Here is a 19,792-nt window from a genome sequence, read left to right on the forward strand (position 1 = left end):
TTAAGACACTTTAAAGAGAAGAGTGAAGTTTAACGTTTTAAACACCAAAATGAGATGTTTTAATCACTATTTGTGCATGTTTTGTTTCCTTTATTTATTTTTGTATGGAAAACAGCGATACTGTACTATATAATAAAAATATCGTAGTTTTCGGATTCCAAAAGTAATTTTGGAAGCCGTTTTTTGTATTTTTATTAAACCTTCCGTGTAATAGAAAGGGACGGATTATGGAAAAAGTTCCGATGACTACAGCTGGTTTTGAGAGTCTTAAGGAAGAGTTGCGTTGGCGTCAACAACAGGAGCGTCCGCGAATTATTGAAGCAATTTCTGAGGCGCGTGCACATGGTGATTTATCAGAAAATGCCGAGTATCATGCTGCTAAAGAAGCGCAAAGTCATAATGAGGGGCGTATAAATGAGCTTGAAGATTATATCGCTCGGGCAGAAGTTATAGATGTCTCGCGTCTTTCAGGTGACAAAATAAAATTTGGTGCAACCATTAAACTCTTGGATGAAGATACTGAGGAAAAAAAAGTGTATCAGATTGTAGGGGATCAAGAAGCTGATGTAAAGGTTGGTAAAATCTCTATTTCTTCGCCTATCGCACGTGCACTTATTGGCAAGCAAGAAGGTGATGTGATTGAGGTGAATGCACCAGGTGGTGCGCATAATTACGAGATCATTAAGGTTCAGTACATCTAAATAACATATGGATTATTATGCGTGTATCTTTGGACGAAACTGAAATTATTGCGCCTCACTTTAAAAGGCGTTTGTCGGGAGTAACATCTACGATTATTCAGCTTATTCCACTGCAACGCGAACAGGGTGTACGTATATCCACTTTTGGGTTTGGATTACCACAAAGTTTACCGGCTCTTGCCTTTAGGGACCTTTTCGGACTTTGGAAAAGTCCGAAAGGGAAACCATTTCGTATTTGGCATGCGCGACGCAATATTGAGATGCTTTGTGGGATTTTTTTGCGCGATGTTTTGCGAATGAAGCTTAAACTTATCTTCACATCGGCTTCACAACGTCATCATAAGCCTTTTACAAAATGGTTGATTCGCGGTATGGATAGGGTTATCGCTACCAGTACACGTACGAGCGCCTATCTAGAAGTACCTCATAAGGTTATTATGCATGGGGTGGATGTGAGGCGTTTTACTCCACCACACACTCTTGATGATTGCTTTTCTTCGACAGGATTTCCAGGAAAATATGCGGTAGGATGTTTTGGGCGTCTGCGCTACTCAAAGGGAACAGATTTATTTGTTAATGCCATGATAGCATTATTGCCTGACTATCCCGAATGGACGGCACTTATCGCTGGTCGTACGACAGAGCAATATTATCATTTTGAAAAAGAATTACGCCAAAAGATTGCTAAGGCTGGTCTGGATGATCGCATTATTTTTCTTGGTGAGATTCTGGACATCCCTTTGTGGTATCGTCGTTTAACACTTTATATTGCACCTTCTCGTACAGAAGGTTTCGGTTTAACACCATTAGAAGCAATGGCATCACAGGTTGCGGTTGTAACGAGTGATGCAGGAGCTTATAAAGAATTGGTTGCAGAAGCGACAGGAACGGTTGTTCAAGCAGGAGATGGAGCGGCTTTAACAGCAGCAATTGAACCTTATTTTGCTGATGTAGAAAAGACATTGGCAGCCGGAAAGAAAGCTTTAACCCATGTTCGTACTCACTTTCCTTTGGAAAAAGAGGCAAGCAAGATTGAAAGTGTTTACAAAGAACTGTTTGCAGAAAAAACACTTTGATTATTATATCAAAAATCTTTTTGAAGAATGATAAAAGTATTTTCCTTAAAGGTTTTTCATAGTCATCAAGAAAACAGCTCAATGATATAAATGTTATTTTACAAAATTTATATTGTCTTTAGTAGCACGCTATAAAAAGTTCTCAAAATTTTGGATAAAAGAGTAAAAATGTATACGCTTGAGAGCGATATGTAGTTTATGATAAAGCATACTAGGAGAGAAGAAAGCTACTTTTATTCATTGATATTTTAGAATAAGAAAATAATGCTTTAACTCAAGTCTGGGGATTTATGCACTATCTTATACGGGGTTGTGCTGATATTGTTCGTTTTGTAAGACTTAAATAGATAGCAAAAAAAAACGTTTTCTTGTCTTAAAAAGATAATGATGGTATCTTCATGGATAAAATAGTCGTACATATTTTCAATAAATTCATAATAAGATGGATTTAAGATCAATATATATGATTTTTATAAATAATTTACCTTTTCAATTTGAATAAGAGCTTAGAGTACCGTAAGATTTTCTCATGTCAAATCTGTTGATATTAAATCAATAAGAGCTATCCTCTTGCACATCACAATCGGAAGAAAGTATGTGGTGGATAAAAACTATAGAAAACAAGCTGTAAAGAGATTTCTTATAAATTGTCTGAAATGCGGGCTTTTGCAACATTAAAAGCAAGAAAATAATATGATAGTGTTAACTTATATCTTATTTTGTGGTACCGACCTGCACCTTATTATTTAAGTAAAAATGATGGTCCCCCATCAGATCTTATATATTTTATGAGGGATGTCGTGAAATGAACGTGTGAGTATTGTGAGATGTTTTTTTACAGGCTTGGGAATTCGTAATATAACGGCATTCTATTTTCCATAAGAACATAATTCTGTTAAAAAAAACATTTTTATCAGCAAATATTCATATTTTTTGCATGAGATATTATTCGTAAAAAAGAATGTTCTATGCGTCCACTTTATTTGATAAAGAAGATCAATAAGGTGAAGTTTTGTATGTTATGGCTTTGAGAATATCGGTATTTGATTGTTTTTGTTGAATTATTTTTATATCATTGATATGATGTTTTGTATGAAACTTTAGGAAATCTTCAGTAGATTAGGTAAGGAGTGAATATTATGACGCATACTGTTCTCGCCTTTTTATCTTGTCAACTTTTTATCATGGTAGAATAAAATACTCTCTGCATTAAAATTGTTCACGCCAGAAAGCGGGAATAAAAAGGACGAATATTGTTATGATTTCAAGGCGTCCAGCTAACATTAGAAAACTTAAAATCCATAAAGCATGATCGTTGATTGTAGAGAAATTACCAGTGGGGCCAATAATATCTCCAAAGCCTGGACCAACATTTGAAAGTGCGGTTAGGACCCCTGTAAAGGCAGAGGTAAAGTCAAGACCGGTTGTAAGCAAAAGTGCAGTGCCGATAACAAGGCAAAACATATAAAGACAGACAAAAAACAAAACGGCTTGGGCAACGTCATTTGATATATTTGAGTGATCATAGCGCGCTTTTACAACGACATTAGGAGAAAGAAGTTTTTCTATATTTGTTTGTGTAATACGCCAAAGAATAATGAGGCGATTGATTTTCATGCCACCAGAAGTAGAACCAGCACATCCGCCTGTAAAAGAAACAATGAAGAAAATTCCAAGCGCAAACGGTCCCCAAAGTTGATAATCTTCAGCGCTATAACCTGTGGTGCTAATAATGGATGAAAGGTGAAAAATGACATCAAGGAAAATCAAGTGGAACGCGCGATGATCATAAAACCGTAGCCATGCCGCTAAAGCAAAGCTGAAAAGGAGAACGATATGGAGAAAAACAATCACTTGTGGGTCAAGGAAGCGTTTGGAGTGTCCAGGAAGGACTAATTTAACATAAAGTACGAAGGGTAAAGCAGAAAACAACATGAAGATTGTTGAAATAATTAAGATGGCTGGTTTATCAGAAAAATAGCCAAAAGAAGCATCATGCGTTGAAAAACCAGCTGTTGCTACTGTACTCATTGCATGGTTAATAGCATCAAATAAATTCATGCCTGCAGCAAAATAAGAAAGCATACAAGCCAATGTTAATCCAACATAAGCGATGATAATTCCGTTAGCAATTTGGTTGATGCGAGGCAATATTTTTTCAGATTTATCAGATGATTCCATATGAAAAAGTCGCACGCCACCCACACGCAGTGAAGGCAAAAGTAAGAGGGCTAAACCGATAAAACCAATGCCCCCAATCCAGCATATAAGAGAACGCCATAATAAAATACTTCGCGATAAATTATCAAGATTAGAAAGGACAGTAGAGCCTGTTGTTGTAATTCCAGAAACAGATTCAAAAATGGCTCCTGCGAGAGAAATGGGAAGAGGAGAAAGATAAAGAGGTAAGGCACCTACGATGCTTCCTGTAAGCCAAAGACAAACAGTGAGCATAAAGCCAAGCCGTGCTGAAAAACGACAAGTAGCTCCCTTAGTTGCTAAAAGAATCAGCGTTGCTAACATGGTGGTTATGGCACAAGAATAGAGAAAGCTTATCCAATTACGATTGTTGTCGTGCAAATCCACAAAAATTGGCAAAAGCATTGCTCCTCCCATGATTAAGGCAAAACGTGCACAGACATTGATAATAAATTGAAAAATGATCGTTCCCTATCTTTGTATCTCTTTTTATTATGGTTTTGTGCTCATAAGAAGTTACATTTTTCTCTTTATAGGATAAGAATTAATTCTTAACATTAGCGTGCCTTGATGAATTAGTAATCAGACCTTTTCATAAAACTTGAAAAGAAGTATACATAACATAATTAGGGCTCTTGAAAAATATTTTTTTAAAAGGCTGCATTCCGTTATCATTTATAGAATAATTAAGTTATAATAAAGTGAAGGGGATTTAATGGTACAATCGCATATTCGTCTGCTGATTATTGGCTCAGGTCCGGCTGGTTATACAGCGGCGATCTATGCAGCAAGGGCAATGCTTAAGCCGGTTTTGGTGACGGGCTTGCAGCAGGGTGGACAATTAACAATTACAACTGATGTTGAGAATTATCCAGGTTTTGCAGATCCCATTCAAGGACCATGGTTGATGGAACAAATGGCAAAACAAGCTGAGAATATGGGGACAAAAATTATCTATGATACAATTATAAAGGCTGATTTATTGAAGTATCCTTTTGTCTTATATGGGGATTCAGGAACACAATATTCTTGTGATGCACTGATTATTGCAACAGGAGCTCAAGCACGCTGGCTTGGTTTAGAAAGTGAACAGACCTTTATGGGCGGAGGTGTTTCCGCTTGTGCTACATGTGATGGCTTTTTTTATCGTGATAAGGACGTTATTGTCGTGGGAGGAGGAAATACGGCTGTTGAAGAAGCACTTTATTTATCGCATTTGGCTAAAAGTGTAAGCGTGGTTCACAGGCGGGGGCAGTTTCGGGCAGAAAAAATTTTGCAAGATAGGTTGCTGGCTTGTCATAATGTGCGTGTTCTTTGGGATCATGTGGTTGAAGAAATTGTGGGGCTGCCAGCACAGGGGGAAATGGGCGCTGTTGTAACAGGGGCGCGTCTGAAAAATGTTAAGACAGGTCACGAGATGAAAGTGAATGCAGAGGGCATATTTATTGCCATTGGGCATGATCCTGCTGTTTCTCTGTTTGAAGGACAGCTGAAACAAAAACGAGGCGGCTATTTATGGACAGCACCGGACTCAACAGCAACAAGCATTGCTGGTGTTTTTGCTGCTGGGGATGTGACAGATGAAACATTCCGTCAAGCTGTAACAGCTGCGGGAAGAGGATGTATGGCAGCGTTGGAAGCAGAACGGTTTTTGGATATACCCAAGCGTTAGTCACTCATTGAGAACATAGAGAATATAGAGGTAGAATTAATTGTGGCGCCACCGTTGGATTGGGATAAGTTAAGGGTTTTTCACGCTGCAGCAGAAGCGGGGTCTTTTACGCATGCTGCTCAAAAACTTCATTTATCTCAATCAGCCGTTTCACGACAGGTTTCGGCTTTAGAACAAGAGGTTGGGGTATCCTTATTTCAACGTCATGCGCGTGGTTTGATTCTTACAGAACAGGGAGAAACTCTTTATCGTACAGCTCATGATGTTTTGATGAAGCTTGAAAGTGTGCGTTTGCAATTAAGTGAAAGCTATGCAAAACCAACGGGGCACTTGCGTGTGACCTCGACCTTTGGAATGGGGGCAGGGTGGATTGCTGAGCGGATGCCAGAATTTCTTAGTCTTTATCCTGATATGCAGGTTCAGCTTTTGCTTTCCGATGAAGAGCTTGATTTGACAATGTGTCATGCGGATTGTGCAGTTCGCTTACATCAACCCAAACAACCTGATCTTATACAAAGAAAACTCTTTACAATTCATATGCATGTTTATGCTTCGGAAAAGTATATTGCAAATTATGGAAAGCCGGAAAAATTATCTGATCTCGATAAGCATCGTATTATTTCGTTCGGTGAACCTGTCCCACCTTATTTGTCTGGTTTAAATTGGTTGGAAAAGGCTGGTAGAAGTGATGGATCATTGCGCGTTTCAGTTCTACAAATCAACAATATCATCTCAATAAAGAATGCGCTTATGCGTGATCTTGGGATTGCTGTGCTTCCTGATTATATCGTCAATAATGATGAGCATTTGGTGCGTCTTTTTCCTGATATGGTTGATATTCCTTCTTTTGATACTTTTTTTTGTTATCCTTATAATTTAAAGAATTTGGCAAGGTTAAATGCTTTCCGAGATTATATTTTTTTAAAAGCCCGCCAGTGGTCTTTTTAATATTAATGCCTTAATTTATAAGGAACAGTTAGCTGTTTTACAACTTGAGGCTCCCGTAATATTCTTTTGTTTCAAATTTTCCTATATTGAATCAAGTAAAACTGTTTGTTGCACATTAAAAGTGGAGGGAGTCCGTGCGGGTAAATATTTAAAAAAAATGGATAAATGTTTTTTATGAATGCTAGCAACCGTGAGGGTTATTGTATATTGAAAAATGGATAATCTTGTGATGGTGTAGCTTACATTTTTATATTTAATTAAGAAGAGTGCTACATGATGGAGACAAATTTAAAGCTATGTGTTTATTGCATAGCAGATACGCTTAAGTCTTTATTGTGCTTTTTCTTATAAAATGACATAGAACACTATCTCTTGATAATGTTGCCTCCCAGTGCGTTTTCTTGAGTGTTCCCTTACGAAGATCTATCAGATTGATTTTATCTCTGAGGATTTTCCAAATTTGCCGGACGTATGTCCGGCTTTTTTTTTAATTTTTGAAAGAGTCCCTAGAAATTGCAATATATGGGAAGTTGATAAGGAAAAAATTTCAAAACTTGTGGATCTCCAACAATTTTTTAAGAATACTAAAGTTCAATGAGGAATTTGAGAGAGATTTATTCTGTTGTACCATAAAAGTCTGTCTTTTAGGGGTGTGATATAAAATATTTAAAACCTTATACATGAAGTGCTTTTTATTAGAGTGTGAGGTGAATATTTAAGGCAGGTCTTGTTCATAAAGCCTATGAAATAAATCAAGTAGTTATTAGAGATAACTTAAAGGAAACTGGATTGTTTACACAACGACGGGAGGTGGCTTCTTCTTTATTTTAGGACGAAGAATAAGCCAAGAAATAGAAAAGATTTTATTGTAAGGGCCGTTGATTATAAGGGCAATCGTGTTTAAAAGTGCTCAGTCTTTTTAGAGTTATAAATTGAATGGAGAAAGTAGAATAGGATTTTCATCATCTTATGATAATAGACCGATTCATTTATTTGATAGCTAGATTTTTTTGATCTTTATCTATAGCCTCTATTTTGTTGAATCGATAGATTTAGACCATGATACAGTTTCTGATATTTTTTCAGATATACTGACATTTAGCAAAAAAACAATCATAAGAGATGATATTACAAATCTTAAATTAAACTGTTGCAAAAGCGCTGGATACGTAAACAAGCTTCTTCAAGTAATTTTTCTGATGTTGCATAGGAAATACGAAAAGTTGGTCCAAGTCCAAAAGCAGATCCTTGGACGACAGCAACAGCCTCTGTTTCTAGAAGCGCTATGGCAAAGTCTTCATCATTCGTAATAGATTGGCCGTTAGGTGTTTTCTTGCCAATAAGTTCTGCGCAAGAAGGATAAACATAGAAAGCACCTTCGGGCGTTGGACAGTGAATGCCAGGAGTTTGGTTTAGCATGGAAACAACGAGATCACGGCGTGCTTGAAAAATACTTTTATTTTTAGTGATAAAGTCTTGTGGTCCGTTGAGTGCTTCAACCGCAGCCCATTGTGAAATAACACTTGTGCCAGATGTTTGCTGACCTTGAATGGTATCCATGGCTTTAATGAGTTCTTGTGGTCCGCCTGCATAACCGATTCTCCATCCCGTCATCGCATAGGCTTTAGAAACACCATTCATTGTGAGTGTACGCTCATAAAGCGCTGGTTCTACTTGAGCTGGAGTAACAAAGGTAAAACCCTCATATGTGAGATGTTCATATATATCATCGGAAAGGATATAAACATGAGGATATTTTACTAAAACATCTGTGAGTTTTTTCAATTCATTATATGTATAAGCGGCACCTGATGGATTTGAAGGAGAGTTAAAGATGAACCATTTGGTTTTTGGGGTAATGGCAGCTTCTAGCTCTTGTGGTTGGAGTTTATAAGAAAATTCGGCTTTTGTTTCTAAAAAGACAGGCGTACCATCGTTGAGTGCGACCATTTCTGGATAACTAACCCAATAAGGGGATGGAATGATGACCTCATCTCCTTTATTCAAAGTTGCCATGAATGCATTAAAGAGAATTTGTTTTCCACCAGTACCAACAATAATTTGTTCTGGTTGGTAAAGAAGGTTATTTTCTCTTTTAAACTTTGCAGAAATTGCTTGGCGCAATTCTGGAATTCCAGATATGGGAGGGTATTTTGTTTCTCCCCTCCGAATAGCTTCAATAGCCGCGTTTTTGATGTTGTCTGGGGTATCAAAGTCTGGCTCTCCAGCACTTAAAGCAATAACATTGCGTCCTAATGCTTTTAAATGGCGAGCTTTTTGAGAAGCAGCAATTGTTGCAGAAGGTTTGATACGAGACAGTTTGTCGGCAATAAAAGCCATAATTTTAAATCCTTATATTATATCAACAAATGGTTATTGCTTTCAGGATATTCTATAAGAGATTATATTGTATGCAATAAAAAACTTCCAAAATACTCTTACACGGGCTTTATATTCTTCTTTTTTGAGATTTTTACAAGGTAATTTCTTCGTAGGTTTTATGAAAGTTTTTGAGGAAGTATAAGAGAGATTTGATAAATTGTGCAAAGGAGATAAGCAGTCTTTTATTTTCACAAGGTAAAATAATGCTTTATACAAAATAAAAAAATCTTCGTCGTTACAGACGAAGATTTCTAAATAAAATATTGCAGAATTTAAACTTTAAAGAGCTGCAAGGTTACCAGCGGCAAATTTTCCTGAACGACGATCTTGAAGAACATCATAAGAAATTTTTTGCCCTTCATTAAGACTGTTTAGACCTGAACGCTCGACGGCAGAAATGTGTACAAATACATCTGCACTACCATCACTAGGCTGAATGAATCCGAAACCTTTTGTTGTATTAAACCACTTAACTGTTCCTGTAGACATAGGAAACTCCTTAGAATATATAATTATATTGAGCATTGAAGCTTTCATTTCTTCAATACGGTTGTAGATCGAAATTAGGTGGGAGAAGTTTCGTCGAAAGTGCAGATTGCACAGGAAAGAAAGTCACGTAACCGAAAATTCGATGAAACCTCTATAAAAGTTTTTAGAAGAAAAAGCAAGTCTTAATCAATTTTTATATAAAGAAAAATAAGAAAACAGTGTACATTTTGCTAAGTAGAAAAAATTCAACTAAAATAACTTTGTAGTGAACGTACCTCAAGGGGCCTTTTTTTGAGTGCTTTGATCGCTTCTACGACGGCTTCGGCTCCAGCTATTGTTGTATAATAGGGAACATTTTGCATGAGTGCTGCATAACGTAATGATTTTGAGTCTGAGATGGCACTGGCCGTGCTAGTTGTATTAAAAATTAATTGAATTTGGCGATTACGAATAGCGTCTTCAATATGGGGGTGTCCCTCTAGAACTTTGTTAATTTTTTTTGCTTCAACGTGGTGTTCGGTAAGAAATTTTTGTGTTCCACTTGTGGCGACAACAGAAAAGCCAAGCTCAGTTAAACGTTTTACAGGATTTAAGATGCGTTTTTTATCTTCATCCCTTACAGAAACGAACAAAGTTCCCTCTTTAGGGAGTTTTACACCAGCTCCAAGCTGGGCTTTAGCAAAAGCAAGCGAAAACTCATAGTCAAGACCCATAACTTCACCGGTTGAGCGCATTTCTGGACCAAGAAGTGTATCAACACCTGAAAAACGAGCAAAAGGAAATACGGCTTCCTTGACGGCAATATGTTGTTTTTTTTGCAAAGAAGGTAATCCACCATAAGCTTCAAGAGCATCATGAAGCGTTTCTCCTGCCATAATACGTGCAGCCATTTTAGCAATAGGGCGACCAATCGTTTTTGCAACAAATGGGACCGTACGTGAAGCACGGGGATTGACTTCTAAGACATAAATGGTGTCATCTTTTATAGCATATTGTACATTCATTAAGCCGCGAACATGAAGTGCTTGTGCTAATGCTTTGGTTTGGCGCTCTAATTCAGTAACTATTTTATTTGAGAGCGTATGGACTGGTAGAGAACATGCTGAATCACCAGAGTGGATACCAGCTTCTTCAATGTGTTCCATAATACCAACGATTAGTGTTTCTTTGCCATCACATAGACAATCGACGTCTACTTCAATTGCTTCTGTTAAATAGGTATCAAAGAGAAGCGGATTTTTACCAAGCAATATATTGATTTGTCCTGTTGTGTCGTTAGGATAACGGACTTTGATATCTTCTGAAATTAATTCAGGGACACTCTCAAGTAAATAATTTTGTAAGCTACGTTCATCACGAATAATTTGCATAGCACGTCCTCCTAAAACATAAGAGGGACGTACAACCAAGGGGAAGCCTAGTTCGTGGGCAATGAGGCGTGCTTGTTCAATGGAGTGGGCAATACCATTTTGAGGTTGTGTTAAATTAAGTTTAAATAACAGTTTTTGAAAGCGATCTCTATCTTCTGCTAAGTCGATAGCGTCAGGTGAAGTACCTAGGATGGGGATGTTGTGTTTTTCTAGAGCGCTTGCCAATTTCAAGGGTGTTTGTCCGCCAAATTGGACGATGACTCCAACCAAATCTCCTTTTTCCTGTTCTGCTTCTAAAATAGCGATAACGTCTTCTGTTGTTAAAGATTCAAAGTAAAGGCGATCAGAGGTATCATAGTCGGTTGAAACTGTTTCAGGATTACAGTTAATCATAATCGCTTCAAATCCTGCATCACGCAGTGCAAAAGCAGCGTGGCAGCAACAGTAATCAAATTCAATACCTTGCCCAATGCGGTTTGGTCCACCGCCTAAAATAGCAATTTTTTTGCGTTCAGAAACGTGTGCTTCCGAGTGCTCTACACCTGCAAAGGGAACTTCATATGTTGAATACATATAGGCTGTAGGAGAAGAAAATTCAGCGGCACAAGTATCAATCCGTTTGAAGACGTATTTAACATTCAGTGATTTACGTAAAGCTGCGATATAATCGGGTTCTTTCCCTGTAAGGGAGGCTAATCGCGCATCTGAAAAGCCCATAGCTTTTAACATACGTAAATTATCTGCATCTTGGGGTAATCCATGAATGCGGATACGCTGCTCCATTTCAATGATGGAGGCTATTTGTTCTAAAAACCACGGATCAATTTTGCTAATTTGGTGAATCTCATTTAAGGGTAAGCCTGTGCGCATGGCTTGAGCAATATAGCGTAGACGATCAGGGCTTGGTATGGCAATGGCTGAGCGTATAGAACTTTTTTCATCACCTTCAGCATGCTCTGGAATCACAATTTCATCAAGACCCGTAAGCCCTGTTTCAAGTCCACGGAGTGCTTTTTGTAACGATTCTTGAAAAGTGCGTCCAATTGCCATGACTTCTCCTACAGATTTCATCGCAGTTGTGAGGACAGGTGATGAACCGGGAAATTTTTCGAACGCAAAACGAGGAATTTTTGTCACAATATAGTCAATAGAAGGTTCAAATGATGCTGGTGTTGCACCACCCGTGATATCATTTGTTAATTCATCAAGTGTATAACCAACAGCCAGTTTAGCCGCTACTTTGGCAATGGGAAACCCCGTTGCTTTTGAGGCAAGCGCTGAAGAGCGAGAAACACGCGGATTCATTTCAATAACAATGAGGCGCCCATTTTCAGGATTGACAGCAAACTGTACATTGGATCCGCCCGTTTCAACACCAATTTCACGCAAAACAGCAATCGAAGCATTACGCATACATTGATATTCTTTATCGGTTAAGGTGAGAGCAGGTGCTACAGTGATCGAATCACCGGTATGAATCCCCATTGGATCAATGTTTTCAATAGAACAAACGATGATACAGTTGTCGTTCTTATCACGAACAACTTCCATCTCATATTCTTTCCACCCTAAAACACTTTCTTCAATTAATACTTCTGTTGTTGGTGAAGCTTCAAGCCCACGTTCAATAATTTCATAGAATTCAGAGCGGTTATAAGCGATACCACCACCAGTTCCACCAAGGGTGAATGAAGGACGAATAATAGCTGGAAGCCCAACAACATCAAGAGCTTGAACTGCTTTTGCTGTTGCATGAGCGATATAATGTTGTTTGCGATCAGCTTCGGTATGTCGCCAGTTGCGCTCAAGTTCTTCGAGTGCTTTGTCAAGCGCAGCACCAGAAAGCTTTGCTTTAAGTTCAGCACACGTTTTTGCGTGTTGTTGGCGATTTTCTTCTTTCAGTTCTGTTGCATTGGCTAACATAGAGCGTGGCGTTTCCAAACCAATTTTTGCCATCGCTTGGCGGAATAAAGCACGATCTTCAGCTTTATCAATAGCATCAGCATTGGCTCCTATCATTTCAACATGATAGCGGTCTAAAATACCCATACGCTTTAATGATAAAGCAGTATTGAGGGCTGTTTGTCCTCCCATAGTGGGCAAAAGGGCATCGGGACGCTCGTGAGCAATAATTTTGGCAACTATTTCAGGAGTAATGGGCTCTATATAAGTTGCATCAGCTAGATCTGGATCTGTCATAATCGTGGCAGGATTAGAATTTACCAAAATAATTCGGTAACCTTCTTCTTTTAATGCTTTACAGGCTTGAGTGCCTGAATAATCAAATTCACATGCCTGACCAATGATAATAGGTCCTGCTCCGATGATAAGAATAGATTTTATATCTGTGCGTTTGGGCATGACTTTTTCCTATGACAAATATCTATGTGCGATTGTTGCGGGCAAAATATTTCAGTTCTGAGGCTACAATCATTTTATAAGTTAAGTGACAAAGAAAGTAAGCATTAAAATACCTTTTCCATGCTTTTTTTCATAAAATTGAAGATAAATTTCTTTTTTGAGTTGAGTCATCTCGTCAGTTTATCAAAAGTATGACCTTTGATAAAAAATAATAACAGTGCTCCAACAAATTAGAATATTCAAGCATACTGTGGAGCATAAAAAGCCGGAACATCTTTCCAATTCATTGCCGGCATACTTTCTTTGTGTTTTATGACGTTTTTTGCTTAAGAGAGCACGCGCTTTTTCTGTTGCTTGTAAAACATAAGCTATTATTTATGGTTCGATGGGATTTCGTAAAATAAAATGGGAAGCTTATCGTGTTGTTCCGTAAAATACTGCCGTTTAGAGTTGTGATATAAGGTATGAAACTTTACCACATTAAGGTGTTTTTGTTAGAGTATATGATAGAATTCAGAGCAGGATTTGTCTGTAGAGAGCTTATGAAATAAACCATATCAAATAGTTTCAGTTGGAATCTGTTATATAAAAAGCAAGATTGTTGATAGATCAGCTCTGGTCGAAGTTTCCGTTTTAGGGTAGGAAGAAAGTCAATCTATGTATCTTTCCATTTCATAAAAAAGTGAGAGTGTTTAATACAATGGCTAAGGATATAATTTCAGAATGATTTTGTTTGTTTTTAAAAGATAGTGAATACTCTCCCTTTACTTTATGGATGATGTTCAAAACTTTTTAAAATATAAAGAAGACTAAAATGCTGAATATTTCCCAAACGAGAGTATTCTGTCTGAAAGATGTATCAATAGGAAAGCTTTTGGTGGCTAGGTCTCAAAAAGGGATTTGTCATAGTGCGTTAGGAGACACTGTAGAGCAATTATTACAGGAGTTTACGATACGCTTTGGTGATGCACAACAAGTTGTAGGTGACAATACATTTAAGAGAGAAGTTGCCCATATTATAGCCATGATAGAAACACCTAAGCTGGTAAAAAAATATAATTTTCCCTTAGATATAAATGGTACAGTTTTTCAACGACAAGTATGGGCAGTATTATGTGATATACCATGTGGTGAAACAATTTCATATGAGATCTTAGCATGCCGTATTGGTATGCCGAAAGCTTTTCGTGCCGTTGCTCATGCCTGTGCACGTAACGAATTGGCTATTATCATTCCGTGTCATCGTGTTGTGCGTAAAAATGGTTTTATTTCAGGGTATCGTTGGGGGGACAAACGGAAACAGATTTTACTACAACGGGAACAAAATGGAAAAATTTAACTTTGTGTGATGGGCATTATAATCGTTACAGTTGTTCCTTTCATTTCTTTTGAAGTAATTTCAAGTTTTCCTTTGTGGAGTTCTAGCAAGGAGCGTGAAATGGCTAATCCAAGACCTGAGCCCGTATGAGATTTAGTGAGCTGATTTTCGACTTGTTCAAAAGGTTGCCCAAGTTTTTTAATTGCTGATTGGGGAATACCAACGCCTGTATCTGTAATTTTAAAAATAAGGTTATTTTTTTTCTTGAAAGCGCAGACATCAATATTTCCACCAGAAGGCGTAAATTTAACGGCATTAGAGATGAGATTAAGGAAAATCTGTTTCATTGCACGACCATCAACTTCAGCATGAAGTTCTGGGGTAATGTTTGTTGTAACAACAATATTTTTTTCTTGAGCTTGAGGCGTTAGTGTTCGTACTGCTTCACTAATGATGGGCTCAAGATCGGTATTTTTACAATCAAGCGTAAATCTTCCTGCTTCGATTTTTGACATATCAAGGATGTCATTGATAAGGGTTAGAAGATGGGTTCCTGAATTGTAAATATCATGCATATATTCCTTATAGCGTTGTGAACCAAGAGGACCAAAAGTCGATTGCAACATGATGTCTGAAAAACCAAGAATAGCATTCAGAGGCGTGCGCAATTCATGAGACATATTGGCTAAAAATTCTGATTTAGCCTTATTAGCACTTTCGGCGCGTTCTTTTTCTGCTTTCAAACTTTTATTAAGTTTTTCAACTTCTGTTGCGCGTTGTTGAGCACTCCCTCGCGCGCGCTTGAGTTCTTGAATGAAAGAAAAAAGACGCCTTTCACTGTCTTCAAATTTTTCCTGTTGTTGTTTAAGCTCAGAAATGTCAGTCCCAATACAAACTAAACCTCCATCTTGGGTTCGACGTTCGTTAATTTTGAGCCAACAACCATCTGCCGTTTGGCGAATACTGGTTAAGTTACCAGTACCATCATCTTTAAGGGGATATTCACTGAGAGCAGGGCGTGCCATGGCTTCGACGGTTGCACGTTGGATACCTGATTGGAGAATTTGTTTAGGAATAGCGGCATATTCGCAAAATTTGCTGTTGGACATGACTAAACGTCCTTCAGCATCCCACAAGACGAAAGATTCTGAAATGTTTTCAATCGCATCACGGATACGAAGGTCGGCTTGCGCCGTTTGTTCAGCCAATTGTTGCTGTTCACTAATATCGAAGGAAATACCAACCAAATGGGGTTCTTCTTCTTCAGTCACTTCGGCACGAATACGCATCCATACATAATGACCATCAGCATGACGCATAGGAACGTTAATATCGATATGCTTTTTTTTACCGCTCATTAATTCCTGAGCAAGGTCAAAAAAATTCGCATCATTTGGATTGATAATGGCGCTAATTTGGGAAATTGAGAGCAATGCATCTTGAGGGACATAGCCGAGCATTTCGTACATTGCTCGTGACCAGTAGACGCGTCCACTTGCCATATTCCAATCCCATAGTCCACAGCGTCCACGCATCATTGCCATATCAATACGGTTTTGAATTTTTTCTGAAACAAGATCTGTTTTGCGTGCTCGTACAATTTGGTTGTAATAAGCATAAAGAAGAGCAAGGATAACGCCACTAGTTCCAATGAACATGGTTATATTTAACGAGAGAGCTTTCCGCCATTCCATGTAAATATGTTGCATTTTTTCACTGATGAATACCCCATATTGTCCATTTTCTGTTTGCTGAAAGGAAGCGAGAGCAGGAATATCTTTTCCTATTGTAATTTTCATGATTCCAGCATGTTTTCCTAGAGCTTGTAAAGCAATGCTTTCAGAGGTAAAATCCTGTAAGGGTTTTCCTAAGACAATCTCGGAACTTGATGAAGCTAGGACATTGCCTTTTTGATCGACAATAGCAATAACAGCGCTGGTTTTTATAAGACCTTTGTTACGAAAATTAGTTAGGATATTTTGTAAATGATTATGAGAAAGAGCAGCAGTTTTTCCTTGTCGAGCGGCGGTAAGTAAGTCACGGTCAATCGTATTGGTAATATGAGAAGCTAAGAGAGTGATGGTAGAATGCGTGTTTTTATCAATTGTGTTGCGCCAATCATAGATTGATAGGAAACGGATCGCTGCTAGCGTAACAAGAAATGCAAGAATTACAAATGGGAGTGAACGTCGCAGCCAAGGTTCAATAAAAAGAAGTTTTTGATAGGCAGGACCAGAAAACAGATTGGTACGCTCTGTCCGCTCCTTGCGACTTTGAGCGCTTGATTTTGAATCAGCATACACCTCCCTTGGCGCATTATATGCGTCCAATTTAGCCATCTCGCGTTCCTTTAATTTTGGAATAATGTGATTTAAAAACTGCTTCGATATTCATAGTAACCCCATCGAGTGCAATGAATCAAAACAGGAGTCTTCTGTCCAGTCTTTTTTTTTAAAAAAATAATTTTACTTTTATGATTTTGGAATATGAAAAGAAAAAAGCACTTTAAACGTGACCTATAAACAGGCTTAGATTGCCTGTTTATAGATTTAATGATGATCGAATAGTTTATAGAATTTATTTTAAAAAATATTATAGCATATTGATTTAAAATAATTTTTTGTTTCAAGTAAGCAGACGATTAATGATATCAGCAACATCGCTTGATAATTTTGGCGCAGCAGCAATCATTTTTAATTCAGTTTCAAGTTTTTGTTGTCGAATAGGTTCTAATTGTCGCCAAGAGCGCATCATTGTTAATAATCGTGAAGCAAGCTGTGGATTTTTTTTGTCAATTTCCAAAATGACTTGGCAAAGAAAATGATAAGATGCTCCATCCATCCTGTTAAAGCCCGTGAGATTGTTAGAGGCAAAAACACCGATTAGAGAACGTACACGATTAGGATTATCTTGTGAAAACAGCGGATGTTGCATGAGCTTTTGAACATTCTCAAGTGTTGATGTGCCAGCAACCATTGCTTGAATAGAAAACCATTTATCCATGACCAAAGGGTCATGCTGATAACGGTTTTCAAAATCATTTAAGGCATTTTGTGCCTGCGCACTTTCATTAAAACGCTTCACGAGAACAGCGATACTCGCCATACGGTCAGTCATATTATCAGCTGTTGCATATTGTATAGCAGCACGATTTGGATTGGCTTCAGCAATGGAAAGATAATCCAGTATGATATTCTTTAATGCTCGCTTTCCAGCTTGTGCAGTGTTTGGTGAATAGGGCTCTTGGGTTTGCATTTGTTCATAGAATTTTGTTAAGAGCTCTTGATGGGTTTGTGCAAGTGAAACTAAAAACTGATTGCGGACACAATGAATACGATCTGGGTCAATATTTTTACCGATTGTATGAGCAAGCTCAACTTCACTAGGTAAATTTAAACAGAAGGCACGAAATTCAGGCTCTAAGGTTTCATCTATTATGATCGTTTCAATCAGCTTTAGCAAAGCAGAAGGGAATGTTGCTTTTTCTTGTGTTTTATCTTGAATGCTTTGAATCAAAGCTTGCGTCATTAAATGATTAAGAGATTGCCAGCGATTGATGTGATTGTCATCATGTTGTGCAAGAAAAATAAGTTCTCTTTCATTGAATGGCGTGTGTAGAATGATTGGTGCTGAAAAGTCTCGCAGCAGTGATAAAACGGGTTTTTCACGCAGTCCCTTTAATGTAAAGGTTTGGCTTTCCTTGGATAAAAGCATAACATCTGATTGAATATCTGTATCTGCTTCATAGGTGAGGTTTTCTCCGTTAGGTCCTAACAAGCCAAATACGATAGGGATAAGCATGGGCTTTTTTGTATTTTGTTGTGGGGTTGCGGGAATATGTTGCTTTGCATGAATTGTTAAAACACCATCGCTATAATGACTATCGATTTCTACATTGGGTGTTCCTGCCTGTTCATACCATAGCATGAATTGGGAGAAGTCTTGACCAGACACTTCAGCAAAACAGGTAATAAAATCTTCAATTGTACAAGCTTGTCCATCATGACGTTGAAAATAAAGATCAGTGCCTTTACGAAAAAGAGTAGGACCTAAAATAGTTCGTATCATGCGAACAACTTCAGCACCTTTTTCATAAACAGTTGTGGTGTAAAAATTATTAATTTGGCTATATTGACGAGGACGTACAGGATGCGCAAGAGGTCCTGCATCTTCTGCAAATTGCGTCGCTTTTAATGCTTTTACATTTTCAATTCGCTGTAGGCTGCGTACATTTTGATCTGATGAAAATTCCTGATCACGATAAACAGTGAATCCTTCTTTTAAACAGAGTTGAAACCAATCGCGACAGGTAACACGATTACCGCTCCAATTATGGAAATATTCATGTGCAATGACACGTTCAACATTTCTATAATCCTGATCGGTTGCTGTTTCAGGATCGACAAGAACATATTTATCATTAAAAACGTTAAGGCCTTTGTTTTCCATTGCTCCCATGTTAAAGTCGGACACAGCGACAATATTGAAAATATCAAGATCATATTCGCGTCCGAAACATTGTTCATCCCAACGCATGGAACGTTTAAGAGCATCCATTGCATAGGTTGCGCGTTCGGTTTTTCCTTTTTCTACATAGATACCAAGCTCGATACGTCGTCCAGATACAGTTGTAAAATGGTCTTCTAACTTATCAAGATCTCCACCTACTAAAGCAAAGAGATAAGATGGTTTGGGATAAGGATCTTCCCAAATGGCAAAATGGCGATTATTCTCTAAAATTCCTGTTTCCACCAGATTACCATTTGAAAGCAAGATTGGGATTGTTTGAGAATCTGCTTCAATTTTCACTCTATAGGTAGAAAGAACATCTGGGCGGTCGTAAAAATAAGTAATACGACGAAAACCTTCCGATTCGCATTGTGAGCAATAAACACCATTTGAAAGGTAAAGCCCCATAAGTTGGCGGTTGCTTTCAGGATTCAGTTCTGTAACCAATTTCAATGTAAAAGGAGCCGTTGGTGGCGTTGTAATTTCTAAACGTGAAGGCGTCACTTTATAAGTGTTAGGGGCTAATATCTCATCATTAATAGAAACGGAAATTAAAGTAAGATCATCACCAGAAAGAACAAGAGGTGTTAATTCTTTTGTATCGTGACGGGATTCAATAGACAATATGGCTGTAACATAGGTTTTTGTCGGTGCCAATTGGAAAGAAAGTTGTGTTTTAGGGATAACGTAAGGGGTTGGTTGGTAGTCTTCCAAACGATAAATAGATGTTATTGGCTGTTTCATAGTTTTTTCCCATTTGTATTTTA

Annotated in this window: 11 protein-coding genes; 5 read left to right on the plus strand and 6 right to left on the minus strand. The window is 37.9% G+C overall.

Translation table 11 applies throughout. The annotated features are described in order from the left end of the window. The first annotated feature begins 227 nt into the window (after positions 1-227). Together greA and ACFILW_RS00525 are read left to right on the plus strand one after the other, a co-directional pair. Positions 228-701 carry a transcription elongation factor GreA gene (gene greA / locus ACFILW_RS00520; RefSeq protein WP_007347010.1) on the plus strand — a complete coding sequence of 158 codons (474 nt, stop codon included), beginning with the start codon at positions 228-230 and terminating at the stop codon, positions 699-701. A 17-nt stretch (positions 702-718) separates the two neighbouring features. Continuing rightward, a complete protein-coding gene (locus tag ACFILW_RS00525) occupies positions 719-1,777 on the plus strand; it encodes a glycosyltransferase family 4 protein (protein ID WP_375622243.1) in 1,059 nt (352 codons plus the stop codon). A 1,209-nt stretch (positions 1,778-2,986) separates the two neighbouring features. Here the strand turns inward: ACFILW_RS00525 and ACFILW_RS00530 are convergent. After that, the gene (locus tag ACFILW_RS00530) at positions 2,987-4,381 is read right to left on the minus strand and encodes a TrkH family potassium uptake protein (protein ID WP_375645751.1); all 1,395 of its coding nucleotides are present in this window, start codon (positions 4,379-4,381) and stop codon (positions 2,987-2,989) included. A 310-nt stretch (positions 4,382-4,691) separates the two neighbouring features. Between ACFILW_RS00530 and trxB the strand changes: the two genes are divergently transcribed. Together trxB and ACFILW_RS00540 are read left to right on the plus strand one after the other, a co-directional pair. Then, positions 4,692-5,648 (plus strand): thioredoxin-disulfide reductase, encoded by a 957-nt coding sequence (gene trxB, locus ACFILW_RS00535; RefSeq protein WP_375622241.1) that lies wholly within the window; start codon positions 4,692-4,694, stop codon positions 5,646-5,648. Between the two features lie 42 nt (positions 5,649-5,690). Then, on the plus strand, positions 5,691-6,596 hold the full coding sequence (locus tag ACFILW_RS00540) for a LysR family transcriptional regulator (protein ID WP_375622240.1): 906 nt from the start codon (positions 5,691-5,693) through the stop codon (positions 6,594-6,596). A 1,137-nt stretch (positions 6,597-7,733) separates the two neighbouring features. Here ACFILW_RS00540 and ACFILW_RS00545 read toward each other — a convergent pair. The 3 genes from ACFILW_RS00545 to carB form a co-directional block, all read right to left on the minus strand. Beyond that, entirely contained in the window at positions 7,734-8,936 is a 1,203-nt protein-coding gene (locus ACFILW_RS00545) for a pyridoxal phosphate-dependent aminotransferase (protein WP_375622239.1), read from the minus strand. Positions 8,937-9,257: 321 nt separating this feature from the next. Continuing rightward, entirely contained in the window at positions 9,258-9,467 is a 210-nt protein-coding gene (locus ACFILW_RS00550) for a cold-shock protein (RefSeq protein WP_012754908.1), read from the minus strand. 245 nt (positions 9,468-9,712) lie between these two features. Next, positions 9,713-13,198: a carbamoyl-phosphate synthase large subunit gene (carB, locus tag ACFILW_RS00555; RefSeq protein WP_375684913.1), complete on the minus strand. Its 3,486-nt coding sequence runs from the start codon at positions 13,196-13,198 to the stop codon at positions 9,713-9,715. Positions 13,199-14,012: 814 nt separating this feature from the next. Between carB and ACFILW_RS00560 the strand changes: the two genes are divergently transcribed. Next, the gene (locus tag ACFILW_RS00560) at positions 14,013-14,537 is read left to right on the plus strand and encodes a methylated-DNA--[protein]-cysteine S-methyltransferase (protein WP_375622237.1); all 525 of its coding nucleotides are present in this window, start codon (positions 14,013-14,015) and stop codon (positions 14,535-14,537) included. Here the strand turns inward: ACFILW_RS00560 and ACFILW_RS00565 are convergent. Together ACFILW_RS00565 and pepN are read right to left on the minus strand one after the other, a co-directional pair. Continuing rightward, the gene (locus ACFILW_RS00565; protein ID WP_375684914.1) at positions 14,534-16,855 is read right to left on the minus strand and encodes an ATP-binding protein; all 2,322 of its coding nucleotides are present in this window, start codon (positions 16,853-16,855) and stop codon (positions 14,534-14,536) included. The genes ACFILW_RS00560 and ACFILW_RS00565 overlap by 4 nt on opposite strands. A gap of 286 nt (positions 16,856-17,141) precedes the next feature. Further along, positions 17,142-19,769 (minus strand): aminopeptidase N, encoded by a 2,628-nt coding sequence (gene pepN, locus ACFILW_RS00570; protein ID WP_375684915.1) that lies wholly within the window; start codon positions 19,767-19,769, stop codon positions 17,142-17,144. Positions 19,770-19,792 lie beyond the last annotated feature (23 nt).

Source organism: Bartonella sp. TT110JLCBS, assembly GCF_042193405.1.
GTDB lineage: Bacteria > Pseudomonadota > Alphaproteobacteria > Rhizobiales > Rhizobiaceae > Bartonella.